The sequence below is a fragment of the Streptomyces coeruleofuscus genome, assembly GCF_039532725.1.
Classification (GTDB): domain Bacteria; phylum Actinomycetota; class Actinomycetes; order Streptomycetales; family Streptomycetaceae; genus Streptomyces; species Streptomyces coeruleofuscus.
Map to the genome: position 1 here is coordinate 163,611 of NZ_BAAASE010000008.1, position 21,042 is coordinate 184,652.

Below are 21,042 nucleotides of genomic sequence, written 5' to 3' on the forward strand. Positions count from 1 at the left end.
CGCAGCCCCCTCGCAGGGGGAGTGACCCCATCACTGCCCCGCGATCCAGCCCTGAACACACCGGATGCGTCCGGGCTGTCCGTGAGGCCCTGGTCACAGCGAGGAGCGCAGCCACTGCTCCACGCTCGCGATGTGCACCGTCGCCCAGGAACGCGCCGCCTCGGCGTCCCGGTCCCGCAGGGCCGCGAGGATCGCCCGGTGCTCGCGCAGGGTGCGGCGGACCGCGTCCTCCTGGGTCAGGCCGCGCCAGATCCGGGCCCGGGTGGTCGGGCCCGACAGCCCGTCGAGCAGCGAGCACAGCACGGAGTTGCCCGAGCTCTGCACGATGCCCCGGTGGAACTCCAGATCGCAGGCGACGAGGTCCTCCACGGACGGGTCGTCGCCGAGCTTGTCCAGCTGGGCCGTCAGCGCGTCCAGTTGCTGCTCACTGATGCGCAGGGCCGCCATGGCCGTCGCGGCCGGCTCCAGGATGCGGCGTACGGCCAGGAACTCCAGGACCGTGTCGTCGCGGTGGAAGTCCACGACGAAGCTCAGGGCTTCCAGCAGGAGTTGCGGATCGAGGCTGGTGACGTACGTGCCGTCGCCCTGCCGGACGTCCAGGATCCGGATGAGGGACAGCGCGCGTACGGCCTCCCGCAGGGAGTTGCGGGACAGGCCGAGGTCGGCGGCGAGTTCGCTCTCCTTGGGCAGCCGGTCGCCGGGGCGCAGCGCGCCGGAGACGATCATGCCCTTGATCTTCTCGATCGCCTCGTCGGTGACTGCCATGGCCGGCCTCCCTGTCGCTCAAGACCTCCGACGTATCAGGTCATTATGGGGGTCGGGAACGCGGAAGGGGCGGCTCCGTCGGCGTGGAGCCGCCCCTCCCGGCACCGGGAGCCCCCGGGCCGGGCCTACTTCTTGTCGAGCAGGTCCTGCACCTTGGCGCGGACGTCGTCCGTGGCCAGGCCGCGGATCGTCAGCGTCGTGCGGCGGCGCAGCACGTCGTCCTGCGTCTCGGCCCACTCGTGGTCCCGGGCCCACACGACCTGCGCCCAGATCTCCGGGGCGTCGGGGTGGACGCGCTCGGCGAGCTCGGGGCTCTCGTTGGCCAGGCGGGCGATGTCGAAGGCCAGTGAGCCGTAGTGCGTGGCCAGGTGCCTGGCCGTGTCGGCCGCCATGCGCGGGCCGGGCGCCGGGCGGTCGGTCAGCAGCCGGTGGGCGACCGCGCGCGGGTTGGCGATTCCGGGCAGCGGCAGCCTCTTCGGCAGGGAGCTGATCGGCTCGAAGTCGTCGCCGAGCGGGTGGCCGGGCAGCGTCTCCAGCTTCTTCATGATCGTGCGGCCGATGTGGCGGAAGGTGGTCCACTTGCCGCCCGCGACGGACAGCATGCCGCCCCGGCCCTCGGTGACGACCGTCTCGCGCTTGGCCTTGGCGGTGTCGCCGGGGCCGCCCGGCAGCACGCGCAGGCCGGCGAACGAGTACGTGATCAGGTCGCGGCTGAGCTGCTGGTCGCGAACCGAGAAGGCGGCCTCGTCGAGGATCTGGGTTATGTCCTGCTCGGTGACCGAGACGTCCGCCGGGTCGCCCTCGAACACCTCGTCGGTGGTGCCGAGCAGCAGCATGTCCTCCCAGGGGAGGGCGAAGGTGATGCGGTACTTGTCGATCGGGGTGGCGAGCGCGGCCTTCCACGGGGAGGTGCGCTTCAGGACCAGGTGTGCGCCCTTCGACAGGCGGATGGACGGCGCCGCGTCCGGGTTCTCCATCTTGCGCAGGTGGTCGACCCAGGGGCCGGTCGCGTTCAGCACCAGCCGGGCGTTGACGCCGAACTCGTCGCCGGACAGCCGGTCCTTGAGCTCGGCGCCCGTGACGCGGCCCTTGGTGAAGCGCAGACCGGTGACCTCGGCGTGGTTGAGGACGACCGCGCCCGCCTCGACGGCCCCGCGGACCGTCATCAGCGCCATGCGCGCGTCGTTCATCTGGTCGTCGCCGTACACGGCCACGGCCTTGAGGTTCTCGGTGCGCAGCTCGGGCACGTCCTGCGCGGCCTTGGCCGGCGAGAGCAGATGTCCGACGCCGTCACCGAAGGCCGACAGTGCGGAGTAGGCGAAGACGCCCGCTCCGAGCTTCGCCGCGCCGTGCGGCCCGCCCTTGTAGACGGGGAGGTAGAAGGTGAGCGGGTTCGCCAGGTGGGGGGCCACCTGGCGGGAGACCGCACGGCGCTCGAAGTGGTTCTCCGCCACCAGCTTCACCGCGCCGGTCTGCAGGTAGCGCAGACCGCCGTGGAGCAGCTTGGAGGAGGCGGAGGACGTGGCACCGGCGAAGTCGCCGGCGTCGACCAGAGCCACCCTGAGGCCGGACTGCGCGGCGTGCCAGGCGGTGGAGATGCCCAGGATGCCGCCGCCGATCACGAGAAGGTCGTACGACGCCTTGGCGAGCTGCTCCCTGGTCTCGGCTCGGCTCGGGTTCGAGCCGGAGGCCGGGTGGGTCCCCAGGGCAGGCACGGACTGCAGGGTGGACTGACTGGTCATGCGGTTTCTTACTCCTCGTCCTCGAGCCAGCCCATGGTCCGCTCGACGGCCTTGAGCCAGTTCTTGTACTCACGGGCGCGGGTGTCCGCGTCCATGCGGGGGGTCCACTCGGCGGCCCGGCGCCAGTTGGCACGCAGGTCGTCGGTGCTGTTCCAGAAGCCGACGGCGAGGCCGGCGGCGTAGGCGGCGCCGAGGCAGGTGGTCTCGGCGACCATCGGGCGCACCACCGGGGCGTCCACGAAGTCGGCGAGGGTCTGCATCAGCAGGTTGTTGGAGGTCATGCCGCCGTCGACCTTCAGGGCGGCCAGTTCGACGCCGGAGTCCTTCGTCATGGCGTCGGCGATCTCCCGCGTCTGCCAGGCGGTGGCCTCCAGGACGGCACGCGCCAGGTGCGCCTTGGTGACGTACCGGGTCAGGCCGGCGATCACACCGCGGGCGTCGGAGCGCCAGTACGGGGCGAACAGGCCGGAGAAGGCCGGGACGAAGTAGGCACCGCCGTTGTCCTCCACCGACAGCGCGAGCGTCTCGATCTCGGCGGCCGTGGAGATCAGGCCCATCTGGTCGCGCATCCACTGCACCAGCGAGCCGGTGACGGCGATCGAGCCCTCCAGGGCGTAGACCGTGTCCTGGTCGCCGATCTTGTAGCCGACGGTCGTCAGCAGGCCGCTGTACGAGTTGATGATCTTGTCACCGGTGTTCATCACCATGAAGGTGCCGGTGCCGTAGGTCGACTTGGTCTCGCCCTCGGCGAAACAGGTCTGGCCGAACAGGGCCGCCTGCTGGTCGCCGAGCGCGGAGGCGACGGGGATGCCGCCGAGCAGGTCGCCCAGCTTGCCGCCGGTGATCTCGCCGTAGACCTCGGCGGAGGAGCGGATCTCGGGGAGGATCTGCTTCGGGACGCCGATCGACTCGCAGATCTTGTCGTCCCACTCCATGGTGTGCAGGTTCATCAGCATCGTGCGGGACGCGTTGGTGACGTCCGTGACGTGCTTGCCGCCGTCGGTACCGCCGGTCAGGTTCCAGATGACCCAGCTGTCCATGGTGCCGAAGAGGATGTCGCCCGCCTCGGCGCGCTCCTTCAGCCCGTCGACGTTGTCGAGCAGCCAGCGGGCCTTCGGACCGGCGAAGTAGGAGGCGAGGGGGAGGCCCGTCTCGCGGCGGAAGCGGTCCTGGCCGACGTTGCGGCCGAGCTCGCGGCACAGGGAGTCGGTGCGGGTGTCCTGCCAGACGATGGCGTTGTGGACGGGCTCACCGGTGTTCCTGTCCCACAGCACGGTCGTCTCGCGCTGGTTGGTGATGCCGATGGCCTTGATGTCGTCACGGGTGATGCCGGCCTTCTCGATGGCCCCGGCGACGACCTCCTGGACGTTGGTCCAGATCTCGGTGGCGTTGTGCTCGACCCAGCCCGGCTTCGGGAAGATCTGCTCGTGTTCCTTCTGGTCGACGGAGACGATCCGGCCGTCGCGGTCGAAGACGATGCAGCGGGAAGAGGTGGTGCCCTGGTCGATGGCGGCGATGAAGGGGCCGGCGGTGTGCGCGTCGGTCACAGTGTGCTCCTGGTAATTCCGGGTTTATGGGGCTTTACGTACGGCGCGTGCTGGAAGTTTCGCAACGGGCGCGAGGATTTCTTCTAAGCGAACGCGACGTTGTAGATGCCTGCCGCGATGGCGCCGCCGATCAGCGGACCCACCACGGGGACCCAGGCGTAGCCCCAGTCGGAGCCGCCCTTGTTGGGCAGCGGCAGCAGGGCGTGCACGATGCGCGGACCGAGGTCACGGGCCGGGTTGATCGCGTACCCCGTCGGGCCGCCGAGGGAGAGGCCGATGGAGACCACCACGAGCGCGGTGATCAGGGCGCCCAGGGTGCCCAGGCCGTTGCCCTTGTCGTTCAGGCCCTGGGTGAGCACGGCGAGCACCAGCACGACGGTGCCGATGATCTCTGTGGCGACGTTCTGCCAGGCGACCCGGACCTCGGGGCCGGTGGAGAAGACGCCCAGCACGGGGCCGGCGCCCTTCTCCTGGGCCTCGACGGCCTTGGCCGTGGTGGCCTGCGCGCCCGGACCGCCGACGATCTCGCGGTCGGTGAGGTGGGCGTGGAACTGGCCGTAGTAGGCGATCCAGACCAGGGCGGCACCGATCATGGCGCCGAGGACCTGTCCGGCCCAGTAGACCGGGACGTTCTTCCAGTCGCCGTCCTTGATGGCGATCGCCAGGGTCACGGCGGGGTTCAGATGGGCGCCGGACAGCGGCGCCGTGGTGTAGACCGCCGTGAGCACCGCGAAGCCCCACCCGAAGGTGATGGCGAGCCAGCCGGCGTTGCGGGCCTTGGATGCCTTCAACGTGACGGCGGCGCAGACTCCGCCGCCGAGGAGGATGAGTATGGCGGTACCGATGGTCTCGCCGATGAAGATGTCGGAGCTGGACACCCGCGACTCCTTTGTCCTTCGTCCAGGGGTGAAGTTCTAAATACCGGCCTGGCGTTGTCACACTCTAGCGCGTATTGCCGGTAGCTGTTCGACAATGTCGACCGATGGACGGGAGTCTTGCTTCGGCGTTACGAGCACGTCAAGGGCTGTGTTGTCGAAAACACGATCGTTACTGATCGCTGCGGCCTCGTGGATCTCCGGCGGCAGGTGAGCGCGGGCATGCCGAAGGGCCGGAACGCCCTGCGGCGCCCCGGCCCCCATGTCCCGTCAGAACCGCCCGGCGCCCAGGTCCCGCGACACCGCGCGGGCGCAGTCCCGGACCGCCGCGATCAGCTCGGGGCGCAGCGCTCGCTCCTCGTCGGACCGGCACAGCCGCTCCACGGCGCCCGTGATGCCTACCGCGCCGACCGGCATGCGCCGCCGGTCGTGGATGGGTGCGGCGAGGGAGGCGACGCCCTCCCAGGTCTCCTCGACGTCCGCCGCGTAGCCACGCGCGCGTGTGACGTCCAGGATGTGCTCGAAGGCGTCCGGCTCGCACACGGTCCGGTCGGTGAACGCCTTGCGGTCGGCCTCCAGGGCCTCGCTGTGCGCCACCGGGTCATAGGCGGAGAGCACCTTGCCCAGCGCCGTGGAGTGCAGCGGCTGCATGGCCCCGATCTCCAGGACCTGCCGGCTGTCGTCGGGCCGGAAGACGTGGTGCACGATCAGCACGCCCTGCTGGTGCAGGACGCCCAGGTAGACGCTCTCGCCGCTGGACCGGGCCAGGTCGTCGGCCCACACCAGGGCGCGCGCCCGCAGCTCGTGCACGTCGAGGTAGGTGGTGCCCAGGCGCAGCAGCTCCGCGCCGAGCTGGTAGCGCCCGGAGGCGTCGTCCTGCTCCACGAAGCCCTCCTGCTGGAGGGTGCGCAGTATGCCGTGGGCGGTACCTTTGGCCAGGCCCAGCGACGAGGCGATGTCCGACAGGCCGAGCCGCCGTTCGCCGCCCGCGAGCAGCCGCAGCATCGCGGCCGCCCGTTCGAGCGACTGGATGTTCCGTGCCATCGCCGTACTGCCTCCGTCCCCTTCGACCGCCGACCAGCGGCGCCCGCAGCCTTTGTTCGGCAATGCCGAACACTACCGGTCGTTGCCGACCTCTCGCTAATGGCGGGTCACCATTTGTTGCGCCGGCGGGTCGCCATGCGGCGCACCGGCGACGCGCCGGGGTGCGTCACAGGTGGCTCATCAGTGGCACAACGGCCGTCCGGAACGCCATGCGCGTCCGCCCCGTGGACGCCCTGCCCATCCCGGGCCGCTCCCGGTTACGCTGGCGCCGTGCGCCTTTCCCCCGGATGCCACCCGCGTGTCCGGGCAGCCGCATAGCCGACAGCCGTCGCACTCGAGGGAGCCCTTTACATGGCCTCGTTGCCACCGACCCCTTCCGCAGACAGCCGGACCCGTGTGTCCGCCCTCCGAGAGGCCCTGGCCACCCGTGTGGTCGTGGCCGACGGGGCCATGGGCACCATGCTCCAGGCCCAGGACCCGACGCTCGAGGACTTCGAGAATCTCGAAGGCTGTAACGAGATCCTCAACGTGACCCGGCCGGACATCGTCCGTTCCGTCCACGACGCGTACTTCGCGGTCGGCGTCGACTGCGTCGAGACCAACACCTTCGGCGCCAACCACACGGCCGCGGCCGAATACGAGATCTCCGACCGGGTGCACGAGCTGTCCGAGGCGGGTGCCCGGATCGCCCGCGAGGCGGCCGACGAGTACGCCGCCGGAGACGGCCGGCAGCGCTGGGTGCTCGGCTCGATCGGCCCCGGCACCAAGCTGCCCACGCTCGGCCACGTCACCTACAGCGTCATCCGCGACGGCTACCAGGCCAACGCCGAGGGCCTGCTCGCCGGCGGCGCGGACGCGCTGCTCGTGGAGACCACGCAGGACCTGCTCCAGACCAAGGCATCCATTCTCGGCGCCCGCCGGGCCATGGAGGCCACGGGTGTCGAGGTGCCCCTGCTGTGCTCGATGGCCTTCGAGACCACCGGCACGATGCTGCTGGGCTCGGAGATCGGCGCGGCGCTGACCGCGCTGGAGCCGCTCGGCATCGACATGATCGGTCTGAACTGCTCCACCGGCCCGGCCGAGATGAGCGAGCACCTGCGCTACCTGACGCGCCACTCGCGCATCCCGCTGCTGTGCATGCCGAACGCCGGCCTGCCGATCCTCACCAAGGACGGCGCCCACTTCCCGCTCGACCCCGAGGGCCTGGCCGACGCCCAGCAGAACTTCGTCCGCGACTACGGCCTGTCCCTGGTCGGCGGCTGCTGCGGCACCACCCCCGAGCACCTGCGTCAGCTCGTCGAGCGCGTCCGGGAGGCCACCCCGACCGAGCGCAGCCCGCAGCCCGAGCCGGGTGCGGCGTCGTTGTACCAGTCGGTGCCGTTCCGGCAGGACACCGCGTACCTGGCGATCGGTGAGCGGACGAACGCCAACGGGTCGAAGAAGTTCCGTGAGGCCATGCTGGAGGGCCGCTGGGACGACTGTGTGGAGATGGCCCGGGAGCAGATCCGTGAGGGCGCGCACATGCTCGACCTGTGCGTGGACTATGTCGGCCGGGACGGTGTGGCCGACATGGAGGAGCTGGCCGGCCGCTTCGCCACCGCTTCGACGCTGCCGATCGTGCTGGACTCCACCGAGGTGGAGGTGATCCGGGCCGGTCTGGAGAAGCTCGGCGGCCGGGCGGTGATCAACTCGGTGAACTACGAGGACGGTGACGGTCCGGAGTCGCGTTTCGCGAAGGTCACCCAGCTCGCCCGGGAGCACGGCGCCGCGCTGATCGCGCTGACGATCGACGAGGAGGGCCAGGCCCGCACGGCGGAGAAGAAGGTCGAGATCGCCGAGCGGCTGATCGAGGACCTGACCGGGAACTGGGGCATCCACGAGGAGGACATCCTCGTCGACTGTCTGACGTTCACCATCTGCACCGGTCAGGAGGAGTCCCGCAAGGACGGCATCGCCACGATCGAGGGCATCCGTGAGCTGAAGCGGCGCCATCCGAGGGTGCAGACCACGCTGGGCCTGTCGAACATCTCCTTCGGTCTGAACCCGGCCGCCCGCATGCTGCTGAACTCGGTGTTCCTGGACGAGTGCGTCAAGGCGGGCCTGGACTCGGCGATCGTGCACGCGTCGAAGATCCTGCCGATCGCCCGGTTCAGCGAGGAGGAGGTCCGGACGGCTCTGGACCTGATCTACGACCGGCGCGCCGAGGGCTACGACCCGCTCCAGAAGCTGATGCAGCTCTTCGAGGGCGCCACCGCCAAGTCGCTGAAGGCGGGCAAGGCCGAGGAGCTGGCCGCGCTGCCGCTGGACGAGCGGTTGAAGCGGCGCATCATCGACGGTGAGCGCAACGGCCTGGAAGCCGATCTGGATGAGGCGCTGGAGTCCCGCCCGGCCCTGGACATCGTCAACGAGACGCTGCTGGAGGGCATGAAGGTCGTCGGTGAGCTGTTCGGTTCGGGGCAGATGCAGTTGCCGTTCGTGCTCCAGTCGGCCGAGGTGATGAAGACGGCCGTGGCCCATCTGGAACCGCACATGGAGAAGGTCGAGGGTGACGAGGCGGGCAAGGGCACGATCGTGCTGGCCACCGTGCGCGGTGACGTGCACGACATCGGCAAGAACCTGGTCGACATCATCCTGACCAACAACGGCTACAACGTCGTCAACCTCGGGATCAAGCAGCCGGTCTCGGCGATCCTGGAGGCCGCCGAGGAGCACAGGGCCGACGTCATCGGCATGTCCGGGCTGCTGGTCAAGTCCACGGTGATCATGAAGGAGAACCTGGAGGAGCTCAACCAGCGCGACCTGGCGGCGAAGTACCCGGTCATCCTCGGCGGCGCGGCTCTCACCCGCGCCTACGTCGAACAGGACCTGCACGAGATCTACCAGGGCGAGGTCCGCTACGCCCGCGACGCCTTCGAGGGACTGCGCCTGATGGACGCCCTGATCGGCGTCAAGCGGGGTGTGCCCGGCGCGAAGCTGCCCGAACTGAAGCAGCGCCGGGTCCGGGCCACCGCCCAGGCCGCCGTGGAGGAGCGCCCCGAGGAGGGGCACGTCCGCTCCGACGTCGCCACCGACAACCCCGTGCCCGAGCCGCCCTTCCGCGGCACTCGCGTGATCAAGGGCATCCAGCTCAAGGAGTACGCGAGCTGGCTCGACGAGGGAGCCCTGTTCAAGGGCCAGTGGGGCCTGAAGCAGGCCCGTACCGGCGAGGGCCCGTCGTACGAGGAACTGGTCGAGACCGAGGGCCGGCCCCGGCTGCGCGGGCTGCTGGACAAGCTCCAGACGGAGAACCTGCTGGAGGCGGCCGTGGTCTACGGCTACTTCCCGTGCGTCTCCAAGGACGACGACCTGATCATCCTCGACGAGCAGGGCAACGAGCGCACCCGCTTCACCTTCCCGCGCCAGCGCCGCGGCCGGCGCCTGTGCCTGGCCGACTTCTTCCGTCCGGAGGAGTCCGGCGAGACGGACGTCGTGGGCCTCCAGGTCGTCACCGTCGGCTCGCGCATCGGCGAGGAGACCGCGCGCCTGTTCGAGTCCAACGCCTACCGCGACTACCTCGAACTGCATGGCCTGTCCGTGCAGTTGGCCGAGGCGCTCGCCGAGTACTGGCACGCGCGCGTGCGTTCCGAACTCGGCTTCGCCGGTGAGGACCCGGACGAGATGCAGGGCATGTTCGAACTGAAGTACCGGGGCGCCCGCTTCTCCCTCGGCTACGGCGCCTGCCCCAACCTGGAGGATCGCGCCAAGATCGCCGACCTGCTCCAGCCGGAGCGCATCGGCGTCCACCTGTCCGAGGAGTTCCAGCTCCACCCCGAGCAGTCCACGGACGCCATCGTGATCCATCACCCGGAGGCGAAGTACTTCAACGCCCGCTGAACCGCCCCACCGGGCACACGCCGCTGCAGCCCCCGGCGTACGCACTGTGTGCCCGGGGGCACAGCGGTTAAACGAGGCACTTCCTCCGCACACGACGTAGACTGGTCGGTCCACTGCAGGCCGGTTCCCACGTGGGAACCGGCCTGATCGTCCCTCAAGGAGGTAGGTGGATGACCAGTACGGTCCCCGCGCTCGGTACACGTACGGCCGAAGGCTCGGCCCTGCAGGCCGTGCTCCTCGACATGGACGGCACCCTGGTGGACACGGAGGGCTTCTGGTGGGACGTCGAGGTCGAGGTCTTCGCCTCCCTCGGTCACGTGCTCGACGAGTCCTGGCGCCACGTCGTCGTCGGCGGCCCCATGACCCGCAGCGCGGGGTTCCTGATCGAGGCCACCGGCGCGGACATCACACTCGACGAGCTCACGGTGCTCCTGAACGACGGCTTCGAGAAGCGCATCGGCCGCTCCCTGCCGCTGATGCCGGGCGCCGGCCGGCTGCTGGCCGAGCTGTACGAGTACGAGATCCCCACGGCCCTCGTCTCCGCCTCGCACCGGCGCATCATCGACCGGGTGCTGACCTCCCTGGGCGCGCACCACTTCGCCCTGACGGTGGCCGGCGACGAGGTCCCGCGTACCAAGCCCCACCCCGATCCGTACCTCGCGGCCGCCGCCGGACTCGACGCCGACCCCGCCCGCTGCGCCGTCATCGAGGACACGGCGACCGGAGTCGCCGCCGCCGAGGCCGCGGGCTGCCAAGTCGTTGCGGTGCCCTCCGTGGCCCCCATCGCCCCGGCCCTGAGGCGTACGGTCGTCACCTCTCTCGAAGAGGTCGACCTGACATTTCTGCATGGCCTGATGACGGAAATGCGCTAGGTGTTCACCCAGCGTGCAGCAGTGTTAGCACGGTAATTCCGAAGGTGAATTCGACCTTCCCGGAGGATCGAATTCCCGTACCTTCGAACCCGTTTACGGGTGTGACGTTCCCCACGCAGTCCGGGGTCGACGCCAAGTCCGGCGTGTGCTGCGCACCCCCTTCGGGGGGCTGTCGGCGTGCCCTTGTGTCCCGATTGATGGGACGCTGCACCAAAGCTTCCGCTGTCGGGTTTTCGGTGCGTCCACGCCCGGTTCCGCAGCGTGATGGGTGCTCAACTCCGGTGGCGGCGAACCCTCCTGCCGACCGCGACTAATCTCGTTGCGAGAACATCGCCCCACCCCCGTGATCCGCTGCGCCACCCCTGCATGCCGGGTACACGGAGTCGACAGCTCTGGAGAAACTCGAGCATGAACCGCAAGACTTTGGTGCTGCCGGCCGTGATCGGCCTGCTCGCGCCGGTGCTCGCCGCCTGTGGCGGGTCCGACAGCGGGAGCGACAACGGCGGCGCGATCGTCGTCGGCACCACGGACCGGTTCACCGCCTCGAAGGACGCCCCCGCGCCCCTCGACCCGGCGTACGCCTACGACGTCGGTACCTGGAACATCCTGCGCCAGACCGTGCAGACCCTGATGATCCAGCCGCGCGGCGAGGGCGAGCCGGTACCGGAGGCCGCCGAGCGCTGCGGCTTCACCGACACGGGCAACGAGCGCTACGCCTGCACCCTGCGCGACGGCCTGAAGTTCGCGAACGGCGACCCCGTCACCGCGGCCGACGTCAAGTACTCGATCGACCGGGCCCGTTCCCTCAAGGCCGACAGCGGCGTGTTCGCGCTGCTGTCCACCATCGACACCGTCGAGACGCAGGGCGACCGCGAGGTCATCTTCCACCTCAAGACCGCCGACGCGACCTTCCCGTACAAGCTGTCGACGCCGGTCGCCGGCATCGTCGACCCCGACGAGTACCCGAAGAACAAGCTGCGCGACGGCTTCGACCTCCAGGGCTCCGGCCCGTACACCCTCAAGGCCGACGTCGAGGACGGCGAGCTGGTCAAGGCCGAGTTCACCCGGAACCCCGACTACAAGGGGAGCCTGAAGGTGAACAACGGCAAGGTCGACATGGTCTCCTTCAAGGACGCCGACGCCATGGGCGAGGCGCTGAACAAGGGCGACATCGACCTCATGACCCGCGCCATGTCGCCCGACCAGATCCGCAAGCTCTCGGGCGACGCGGACACCGGCGTCGACCTCGTCGAGATGCCCGGCCTGGAGATCCGCTACCTGGGCTTCAACACCGACGCCCCGACCGTGAAGTCCAAGGCCGTACGCCAGGCGATGGCCCAGGTCGTCAACCGCAGCGAGCTGGTCTCCAAGGTCTACGGCTCCCAGGCCGAGCCGCTGTACTCGCTGGTCCCGGCCAGCGTCACGGGTCACTCCAACTCGTTCTTCAACAAGTACGGCGACCCGAACGTCACCAAGGCCCGCTCCCTGCTGAACCAGGCGAACATCACCACCCCGGTGAAGCTGACGCTGCACTACACCACCGACCACTACGGACCGGCCACCAAGAAGGAGTTCGAGGTCCTGCGCGACCAGCTGAACTCCAGCGGCCTGTTCGAGGTCAGCATCAAGGGCACGCCGTGGGACACGTTCCGCCCGGCCGAGAAGAAGGGCGAGTACGACGTCTACGGCATGGGCTGGTTCCCGGACTTCCCGGACGCCGACAACTTCCTCGCGCCGTTCCTGGACAAGGACAACACCCTTGGCTCGCCGTACGACAACAACCAGATCCGCAACACCCTGATCCCGGAGTCCCGCCGTGAGGCGGACCGGCTGTCCGCCGCCTCCAGTCTGACGGACATTCAGGACATCGTCGCCTCCGACGTGCCGGTGCTCCCGCTGTGGCAGGGCAAGCAGTACGTCGCCGCGCGCGACGACATCACGGGTACCGCGTACGCCCTCAACTCCTCGTCGACGCTCCAGCTGTGGGAGCTCGGCCGGGGCGTGAGTGGCTGACGGACCCGCTGGTACTCCGGGGCCGGTGACCGCGGCCCCGGGGAACCGTGCCCCGGAGCCAGGGACATGCTCCGGGTGTTCTCGAGAACCGACGACAAGGCACACACGTGAACATACGCAACCAGTGGCCGGTCCTGCCCATCGTGGCGGGGCTCGCCTCCGGACTGCTGACCGGCTGTGGCACGGAGACCGGAGACTCCGCGGGGGACGGCTCCAACGTGGTGGTGGGGATGTCCGACGACGTCCTGGCCACCGACCCGGCCTCCGGCTACGACCCCGGCTCCTGGCTGTTGTTCAACAACGTCTTCCAGTCGCTGCTCAGCTTCCCCAAGGGCGCAACGGAACCCCAGCCGGAGGCCGCCGAGAGCTGCTCCTTCACCGACACGCAGACCACGGTCTACAAGTGCACGCTGAAGGACGGCCTCAAGTTCAGCAACGGTGACGCGCTCACCTCCGAGGACGTCAAGTTCTCCTTCGACCGCATGCTGAAGATCAACGACCCCGACGGGCCCGCGGTCATGTTCCCCACGCTGGACGAGGTCGAGACACCGGACGAGAAGACGGTCGTCTTCCGGCTCAACACGGCCGACGCCACCTTCCCGAGCAAGATCGCCTCGGGTGCCGGCTCCATCGTCGACCACCGCGAGTACGACGCGGACGGGCTGCGCAAGGACGGCAAGGCCGTCGGCTCCGGCCCCTACCAGCTCGACTCGTTCGACGACGAGCAGGCCGTCTTCTCCGTCAACGAGAACTACAAGGGCAGTGCCGAGGTGAAGAACACCGGCGTGACCCTCAAGTTCTTCGACGGCGACCAGACCGCCCTCAAGCAGGCCATCCAGAACGAGGAAGTCGACATCGCCTACCGCGGCCTCACCGCCGGCGACGTCGCCGACATGGAGAAGGCCGACGACGGCACCGGCGCCGAGGTCATCGAGGGCAGCAGCGCCGAGGTCCAGCACCTGGTGTTCAACATGGACGACCCGGTCGCCGGAAAGCTCGGCGTCCGCAAGGCCATCGCCCATCTGCTCGACCGCGAGGCCCTCATCAAGGACGTCTACCAGGGCACCGCGACCCCGCTGTACTCGATCATCCCGGCGGGTATCGCCGGCCACAACACGGCCTTCTTCGACACCTACGGAGCCCGCCCCTCCAAGGCCAAGGCCCAGGCCGCGCTGCGCGAGGACGGCATCACCGGCAAGGTGAAGCTGACCCTGTGGTCCACGCCGTCCCGCTACGGCCCCGCCACCGACCAGGAGTTGACCGCCATCGCCGGCCAGCTCAACGCCAGCGGCCTGTTCGACGCCCAGGTCAAGTCCGTCCCCTTCGGCCAGTACGAGAAGGACATCGCCGCCGGCAAGTACGGCGTCTACGTGAAGGGCTGGGTGCCGGACTACCCGGACGCGGACAACTTCACGGCCCCCTTCTTCGGCGAGGGCAACGTGCTGAGCAACAACTACGACAACGGCACCATCACCGGCACGCTCATCCCGCGCACCGCCGCCCTGACCAACCGGGCCGCCACGGACAAGGAGTTCGGGGAGCTCCAGGACATCGTCGCCGACGAACTGCCCGTCCTGCCGGTGTGGCAGGCCAAGCAGTACGCGGTCGTCCGCGACGGCGTCTACGGACTGGAGTACTGCCTCGACGCGTCCACCGTGTTCCGCTTCTGGGAGCTGAGCAAGGACGCCTGACGCACCCGCGGACAAGAGGGCGCCCCCTGCTCGGCAGGGGGCGCCCTCTTCGTGTTCCGGTGGCGAGGAGGCGTGAGAAGGCCTACTGCGCGCCGGGGCGCACCAGCCCGCTCTCGTAGGCGTACACCGCGGCTTGCACGCGGTCGCGCAGGCCCAGCTTGGTGAGCACATGCCCGACGTGCGTCTTGACGGTGGTCTCGCTGACGAACAGGTCCGCGGCGATCTCGGCGTTGGACAGCCCGCGCGCCACCAGCTTCAGCACCTCGACCTCGCGGTCGGTAAGCGTGTGCAGTGTGTCCGGCACCGGCTCCTCGCCCGACGGCAGATGCGTGGCGTACTTGTCGAGCAGCCGCCTGGTGATGCTCGGCGCGAGCATCGCCTCACCCGCGGCCACGACCCGGATCGCCTGCACCAGCTCGTTGGCCGGGGCGTCCTTGAGCAGGAAGCCGCTGGCACCGGCCCGCAGGGCCTCGACCACGTACTCGTCGAGGTCGAAGGTGGTCAGCACCAGGACCTTCGCCGGACCGTCCCGGCCGGGGCCGGTGATCTGCCGGGTCGCCTCCACGCCGTCCATCCGCGGCATGCGGATGTCCATCAGGACCACGTCGGGCTGTAGCGCCCGCACCTGGTCGAGCGCCTGGAGGCCGTCTCCGGCCTCGCCGACGACCGCGAGGTCCTGCTCGGCCTCCAGGATCATCCGGAAGCCCGTACGGAGCAGGGGCTGGTCGTCGACCAGTAGGACGCGGATGGCCACGTAAGTCTCCTTCGCTAGTCCGGCCCCATTCTGCCCTGCGCGAGGCCGCCGGACTCAGCCGCCCTGGCCGGTCTCCCCCAACGGCAGCGGGTACGGCGGGGGAGTGCCGCCGAACTCCGGGCAGTGGGCCTGGTGGTCGCACCAGCCGCACAGCTTCGTGGGGCGCGGCCGCCAGTCGCCCGTCTCGGTCGCCAGCCGGATCGCCTCCCACAGCGCGAGCAGCTTGCGCTCGACCCGCTCCAGGTCGGCCAGGACGGGGTCGTACGTCAGCACCTGACCACTGCCGAGGTAGACCAGCTGGAGCCGTCGCGGGATCACGTTCTTCAGCCGCCAGACGACGAGGGCGTAGAACTTCATCTGGAACAGGGCGCCCTCGGAGTACTCGGGCCTGGGGGCCTTCCCCGTCTTGTAGTCGACGATCCGCACCTCGCCCGTGGGCGCCACGTCGACCCGGTCGATGATCCCGCGCAGCCGCAGCCCGGACTCCAGCTCGGCCTCGACGAACAGCTCCCGCTCGGCCGGCTCCAGCCGGCTGGGGTCCTCCAGGCTGAACCAGCGCTCGACGAGCTGCTCGGCCTCGCCCAGCCAGCGCGCCAGCCGCTCGCCCTGCGGATCGTCGGCGAACAGCTCCACGACCTCCGGCCGCGTCTCCCGCAGCCGGTCCCACTGGCCCGGGATCAGCGACTTCGCCCGGGGCGCCGTGCGCTCGGCCGCCGGGGCGTCGAAGAGCCGCTCCAGGACCGCGTGCACCAGCGTGCCCCTGGTCGCCGCCTCGCTCGGCTTCTCCGGCAGCCGGTCGATGACCCGGAAGCGGTAGAGCAGCGGGCACTGCATGAAGTCACTGGCACGCGAGGGGGACAGTGAGGCGGGCGGTATGGCGGTGGGCGCGGTCTCGGTCGTCGTCTCCACCGTCGTCTCGATGACCGCCTCCACGGACCCGGCCGGGACCGGCGGGTCCACCGCCGCGGCAGGGCTGCTGTCGGGCTGCGCCGCGCCCTCGGTGCTCGTCTCCATGCCTCAGACCATACGGCCCGCCACTGACAGTGACCCAGCCGCGGTCGGGCCGCGGGCGGAAGCGAGGAGGCGGGGCGGAGGAAAACTCAGGGGTGCCGGGGCGGAACGCACCTCGACGGACGCATACCATCGACTCGAGACCCTCCCGTCCGGCAGGCGCGGGAGACGCAGCGAACGAGGGGACACCGGTGGACGAGAGCGGCGGGCGCGGGCAGCCGCGGTCCGGCAACGAGGAGTCGGCCGATCACGCAGGGCCTCCGGCCCGGGCCACCGACCCCACCTCCGCCGACGAACAGTCCACGGACGTACGGCGGTTCACCTCCACGAGCGACGACGACGCCCCTGCCGCGACACCGCCGCCCCGGCCGGACGACCACCCGGCCCCCCGGACACCCGGACCGACGGCCGACGCGGCATCGCCCGAGACCCCCGGCCCCGTCCGTCCGGCCGCCCCGCGTCCGGGAGACCCGGCCCCCGGCCAGGACTCAGCCCCCACGACCGACGGCCCCCCGGACCGGCAATCCCCGGAAGCCTCCCACCAGGAGCACCCGGACAGCCCCGAGACCGACACCCACGGCGACCAGGGCACCCACCGCCCGCAGACCGACGCCTCGGCGGACGGCCCGGAGTCCGCTGCCCCGCGCAAGGCCCCCGCTCACGGCGGACACCAAGGCAGTCACCGCACGGAGACCGACGCGCACCCCGACCGCCCCGACTTCGATGCCCTGCGCAAGGCCCCCGCTCACGGCGAGAGCCAGGGCAGCCGTTCGGAGGCTGACGCGCGGGCGGACGGCTCCGCGCCCGATGCCCTGCGCAAGGCCCCCGCCCACGGCGAGCGCGACGGCAGTCGTCCGCCGGAGGGCGACGCGCACCCCGACCGCGCCTTCGCCACCGGCCCGCACACGGGCTCTGACGCGGGCGAGCGCGACGGCAGCCGTCCGCCGGAGGCCGACGCGCACCCCGACCGCGCCTTCGCCACCGGCCCGCACACGGACTCTGACGCGGGCGAGCCCGATGCGAACAGCCGGCACGCCACCTCCGGCCCCGGTGCCCGTCACCTCGCGCACTCGGCGGACGGCAAGGGCCCCGCGCCCCAGCGGCCCCCGGAGCCGCGAGGCGGACTGCTGATGGGACGGCCGTTCGGCGTGCCCGTCTACGTCGCGCCGAGCTGGTTCCTCGTCGCCGCGCTGATCACCTGGGTGTTCGGCGGACAGCTGGAGCGCGTGCTGCCCGAGCTCGGCGCCTCCCGCTACCTGGTCTCCCTGTTCTTCGCGGTCGCCTTCTACGCGTCCGTACTGGTGCACGAGCTGGCCCACACGGTCGCCGCCCTCCGTTTCAAGCTCCCGGTCCGCCGTATCCAGCTCCAGTTCTTCGGCGGCGTCTCCGAGATCGAGAAGGAGGCCGAGACCCCCGGACGGGAGTTCGTGCTCGCATTCGTCGGGCCGCTGCTCTCCCTCGTCCTGGCCGGCGTCTTCTACGCCGCCGTACAGACCGTGGAACCCGGGACCGTCCCGGGCGTCCTGCTGGCCGGCCTGATGATCTCCAACCTCATCGTGGCCGCGTTCAACCTCCTGCCCGGCCTGCCCCTGGACGGCGGCCGCATGCTCCGCGCGGTCGTCTGGAAGATCACCGGCAAGCCGATGACCGGCACCGTCGCCGCCGCCTGGGTCGGCCGCGCCCTCGCCGTCTCCGTCCTGATCGGCCTGCCCCTGCTGACGCAGTCCGGCGCCCTCGGCACCGAGGCCGTGGACAACGTCGGCATGGACACCGTCCTGGACGCCCTGCTCGCCGCCATCCTCGCCGCGATCATCTGGACCGGCGCCGGCAACAGCCTGCGCATGGCCCGCCTGCGCGAGCACCTCCCCGAACTGCGCGCCCGTGCGCTCACCCGCCGTGCCGTCCCGGTCGAGACCGACACCCCGCTCTCGGAGGCCCTGCGCCGCGCCAACGCCGCCGGCGCCCGCGCCCTGGTCGTCGTCGACGCCCACGGCAATCCCGTCTCCCTCGTCCGGGAGGCCGCCATCGTCGGCGTACCCGAACACCGCCGCCCCTGGGTCGCGGTCAGCGGCCTCGCCCAGGACCTGACCGACGGCATGCGCGTCTCGGCGGAACTCTCCGGCGAGGAACTGCTGGACGCCCTGCGCGCCACCCCGGCGACCGAGTACCTGGTGGTCGAGGAGACCGGCGAGATCTACGGCGTCCTGTCCGCGGCCGATGTGGAGCGGGCCTTCGTGAAGGCCATGGCCCGTCCCTCCTAGGGCCTGTCGTTTGGATCAGGCCGCAGACGCGGGGCCTGGCACGCGCACCTGCGGCGTTGTCGTCAGTCGCCAACTCCCCCACGCTCGGCTTCGCTCGCGCGGGCGGTGCCCCCATCGCGTTGACTCCCTCCTCCGCCTTGCATCTGCACGCACCAGGCCCCGCTCACCGGCGCTGAAGAGATGCCGTCGATTCCCTGCGACCTGATCCAAACGACAGGCCCTAGTCGCCGGACCGTGGTCGGAGGCCCTCTCAGGTGCCGGTAGGCTGGTCACATGTCCGAACCGACCGGTGCCGCCCGCAGGCGCGGGCCCTTCAAGGTCGGGGACCAGGTACAGCTGACCGACCCCAAGGGCCGCCACTACACGTTCACGCTCGAGGCCGGGAAGAACTTCCACACCCACAAGGGTTCCTTCCCGCACGACGAACTGATCGGCGCTCCCGAGGGCAGCGTTGTCCGCACCACAGGAAACGTCGCCTACCTCGCGCTGCGCCCCCTGCTCCCCGACTACGTCCTGTCCATGCCCCGCGGCGCCGCCGTGGTCTACCCCAAGGACGCGGGGCAGATCCTCGCCTTCGCCGACATCTTCCCCGGCGCCCGCGTCGTGGAGGCCGGGGTCGGCTCCGGCTCGCTCAGCAGCTTCCTGCTGCGCGCCATCGGCGACCAGGGCATGCTGCACAGCTACGAGCGGCGCGCGGACTTCGCCGAGATCGCCCAGGCGAACGTGGAGCGCTACTTCGGCGGCCCGCACCCCGCCTGGCAGCTCACCGTCGGCGACCTCCAGGACAACCTGTCCGACGCCGACGTCGACCGCGTCATCCTCGACATGCTCGCCCCCTGGGAGTGCCTGGAGGCCGTCTCCAAGGCGCTGGTCCCCGGCGGCATCCTGTGCTGCTACGTGGCGACCACCACCCAGCTCGCCCGGACCGTCGAGTCCATCCGCGAGATCGGCTGCTTCAACGAGCCGACCTCCTGGGAGACGATGATCCGCAACTGGCACATCGAGGGCCTGGCCGTCCGCCCGGACCACCGGATGATCGGCCACACCGGCTTCCTGCTCACCGCCCGCCGCCTCGCCGACGGTGTCGAGCCGCCCATGCGCCGCCGCCGCCCCGCCAAGGGCGCCTACGGCGAGGACTACGCAGGCCCCAACGCCGACGGCGGCAGCGGCCGCTGAGACGGCCCGCCGCCCCGCACAACGCACAGGCGCCGTGGCGGAGTTCCCGGACCCGGTCCGAACTCCGCCACGGCGCCTCACTGTTGCCCGGGTGACCGCGGCGAGTGAACCAGCGCGTGTCTGTCCTGACCGGAAACAGGCCCCCACGGCCCGCCCCTCCGACGTGACACGGGCCGGCAGCGGCCCCGCGCCGGCAGGCGCTCGCTGACACAGCGGCAGGGACCGTAACCCTTCTGACTTCCCCGGCAAGGGAGGTGCACACCCCGCCGTTCCCTCGCCGTGTGACGTGTGGCACCATGCTGGCCACCCCACCACCGGCACAGCCCTCAGGAGACACTCCTAGTGCAGCCTTCCGCCGTCCCGGAGCTCGCCCACACCCACACCCGCCCCATCCACTGGCTCGCCACCGCGACGGCCGTCGCCGGTGTCGTGGCCCTCTCCTCGGTCCTCCAGCCCGGCGCGGCGACGGCCGCTCAGCCGTCCGCCCCCGAGACCAGAAGCGCGCCCGCGAACGCGGCCGCGCCCGACCCGGCCGCGGTGGAGTTCCCCATCGAGTGCGGCCCGGTGAAGGCCGTGGTGAAGAAGAAGGCCTCCGGCGACCTCGACGGTGACGGCCGGCCCGAGACGGCGGCCGTGGTCCACTGCGACTCCCCGATGGGCACCCCGCCGGACGGCGTGTACGTCCTCACCCGTGGCGCCGACGGCGGCGCACCGCGCGTGGTGGCGACCCTGCTCGACCCCAAGGACGGCACCACCGTCAGCGACTTCGCCGTACGCGACGGCGCCGTCACGGCCGCGCTGCTCGGCTATTCGTCGCCCGATGTGCCCCGTTGCTGTCCCGATGTGCACAGCGACGCGAAATGGCGTTGGCAGAACGGCGCGTTCGTGCGTTCGGCACCGGCCGGTGCCCGCAGCGTGTGAGGACCGTGCGCATCATGTGTGAGATATCAGACAGTAGTAACCCAATGTAGAGAAGTGGTCACTCTGCGTCTGGTCCGTACACTTCGGCCCTGTCCGAAACTCGACGTACGTGGATGCAGTCGCCCGGACACTCCTTCGCCGAGTCGATCACGTCCGTGAGGAGCGGCAGGGGAACGGGCGTTGTCGCGCCCTTGTCCTGGAGCAACTCGTCGTCGGCGCTCTTCACATAGGCCAGACCGTCGATGTCCAGCTCGAACACCTCGGGCGCGTACTGGGCGCAGATGCCGTCACCGGTACACAGGTCCTGGTCGATCCAGACCTCCAGCGCCTCGCCCTCGACCCCGGCCTCCTGCTGCACGCTCATGTCTCCTGCCGTTTCATACGTCGAGCCGTGTCGGGAATCCGGCCAGCTCTGACGGGTGTTGAACGCTTCGACCCTACCTCCGGCTGGGTTCCAATCATGTTCGCTGGGTATTCCCCTGGCGTGAGGGAGAGCG

Annotated in this window: 14 protein-coding genes and 1 pseudogene; 7 read left to right on the forward strand and 8 right to left on the reverse strand. The window is 70.3% G+C overall.

The genetic code is table 11. The features are described 5' to 3' along the window. Positions 1 to 93: 93 nt before the first annotated feature. From ABFX81_RS29300 to ABFX81_RS29320, 5 genes are all read right to left on the reverse strand, one after another. A complete protein-coding gene (locus ABFX81_RS29300; protein WP_086854249.1) occupies positions 94 to 765 on the reverse strand; it encodes an FCD domain-containing protein in 672 nt (223 codons plus the stop codon). A gap of 125 nt (positions 766 to 890) precedes the next feature. Next, complete coding sequence (locus ABFX81_RS29305) at positions 891 to 2,507, reverse strand: FAD-dependent oxidoreductase (RefSeq protein ID WP_086854250.1); 1,617 nt, start codon at positions 2,505 to 2,507, stop codon at positions 891 to 893. Between the two features lie 8 nt (positions 2,508 to 2,515). Beyond that, positions 2,516 to 4,054 carry a glycerol kinase GlpK gene (gene glpK, locus ABFX81_RS29310; protein ID WP_086854251.1) on the reverse strand — a complete coding sequence of 513 codons (1,539 nt, stop codon included), beginning with the start codon at positions 4,052 to 4,054 and terminating at the stop codon, positions 2,516 to 2,518. 83 nt (positions 4,055 to 4,137) lie between these two features. Continuing rightward, positions 4,138 to 4,932 (reverse strand): MIP family channel protein, encoded by a 795-nt coding sequence (locus tag ABFX81_RS29315; protein WP_086854252.1) that lies wholly within the window; start codon positions 4,930 to 4,932, stop codon positions 4,138 to 4,140. Positions 4,933 to 5,199: 267 nt separating this feature from the next. Further along, on the reverse strand, positions 5,200 to 5,973 hold the full coding sequence (locus tag ABFX81_RS29320; RefSeq protein ID WP_086854253.1) for an IclR family transcriptional regulator domain-containing protein: 774 nt from the start codon (positions 5,971 to 5,973) through the stop codon (positions 5,200 to 5,202). A gap of 351 nt (positions 5,974 to 6,324) precedes the next feature. Here ABFX81_RS29320 and metH point away from each other — a divergent pair, with 351 nt between their 5' ends. The 4 genes from metH (at position 6,325) to ABFX81_RS29340 (ending at position 14,422) form a co-directional block, all read left to right on the forward strand. Next, complete coding sequence (metH, locus tag ABFX81_RS29325; RefSeq protein WP_346138900.1) at positions 6,325 to 9,846, forward strand: methionine synthase; 3,522 nt, start codon at positions 6,325 to 6,327, stop codon at positions 9,844 to 9,846. 170 nt (positions 9,847 to 10,016) lie between these two features. Then, positions 10,017 to 10,718 (forward strand): HAD-IA family hydrolase, encoded by a 702-nt coding sequence (locus ABFX81_RS29330; RefSeq protein ID WP_086854595.1) that lies wholly within the window; start codon positions 10,017 to 10,019, stop codon positions 10,716 to 10,718. A 408-nt stretch (positions 10,719 to 11,126) separates the two neighbouring features. After that, the gene (locus ABFX81_RS29335; protein WP_086854596.1) at positions 11,127 to 12,731 is read left to right on the forward strand and encodes an ABC transporter substrate-binding protein; all 1,605 of its coding nucleotides are present in this window, start codon (positions 11,127 to 11,129) and stop codon (positions 12,729 to 12,731) included. Between the two features lie 107 nt (positions 12,732 to 12,838). Next, a complete protein-coding gene (locus tag ABFX81_RS29340; protein WP_086854597.1) occupies positions 12,839 to 14,422 on the forward strand; it encodes an ABC transporter substrate-binding protein in 1,584 nt (527 codons plus the stop codon). An 82-nt stretch (positions 14,423 to 14,504) separates the two neighbouring features. Here the strand turns inward: ABFX81_RS29340 and ABFX81_RS29345 are convergent, their stop codons facing one another. Both ABFX81_RS29345 and ABFX81_RS29350 read right to left on the reverse strand, forming a co-directional pair. Then, positions 14,505 to 15,176, reverse strand: a complete 672-nt coding sequence (locus tag ABFX81_RS29345) for a response regulator (protein WP_010045368.1) — start codon at positions 15,174 to 15,176, stop codon at positions 14,505 to 14,507. Positions 15,177 to 15,190: 14 nt separating this feature from the next. Then, positions 15,191 to 16,190: pseudogene (locus ABFX81_RS29350) on the reverse strand (RecB family exonuclease). 188 nt (positions 16,191 to 16,378) lie between these two features. Between ABFX81_RS29350 and ABFX81_RS29355 the strand changes: the two are divergent. The 3 genes from ABFX81_RS29355 to ABFX81_RS29365 all read left to right on the forward strand — a co-directional run bounded on the left by ABFX81_RS29355 (position 16,379) and on the right by ABFX81_RS29365 (position 20,545). After that, a complete protein-coding gene (locus ABFX81_RS29355) occupies positions 16,379 to 18,448 on the forward strand; it encodes a site-2 protease family protein (RefSeq protein ID WP_346138901.1) in 2,070 nt (689 codons plus the stop codon). 273 nt (positions 18,449 to 18,721) lie between these two features. Continuing rightward, on the forward strand, positions 18,722 to 19,624 hold the full coding sequence (locus ABFX81_RS29360) for a tRNA (adenine-N1)-methyltransferase (protein WP_086843993.1): 903 nt from the start codon (positions 18,722 to 18,724) through the stop codon (positions 19,622 to 19,624). Positions 19,625 to 19,966: 342 nt separating this feature from the next. Further along, the gene (locus ABFX81_RS29365; protein WP_086843990.1) at positions 19,967 to 20,545 is read left to right on the forward strand and encodes a hypothetical protein; all 579 of its coding nucleotides are present in this window, start codon (positions 19,967 to 19,969) and stop codon (positions 20,543 to 20,545) included. Positions 20,546 to 20,603: 58 nt separating this feature from the next. Here ABFX81_RS29365 and ABFX81_RS29370 read toward each other — a convergent pair whose 3' ends face one another. Then, complete coding sequence (locus ABFX81_RS29370) at positions 20,604 to 20,909, reverse strand: ferredoxin (RefSeq protein ID WP_059419413.1); 306 nt, start codon at positions 20,907 to 20,909, stop codon at positions 20,604 to 20,606. Positions 20,910 to 21,042 lie beyond the last annotated feature (133 nt).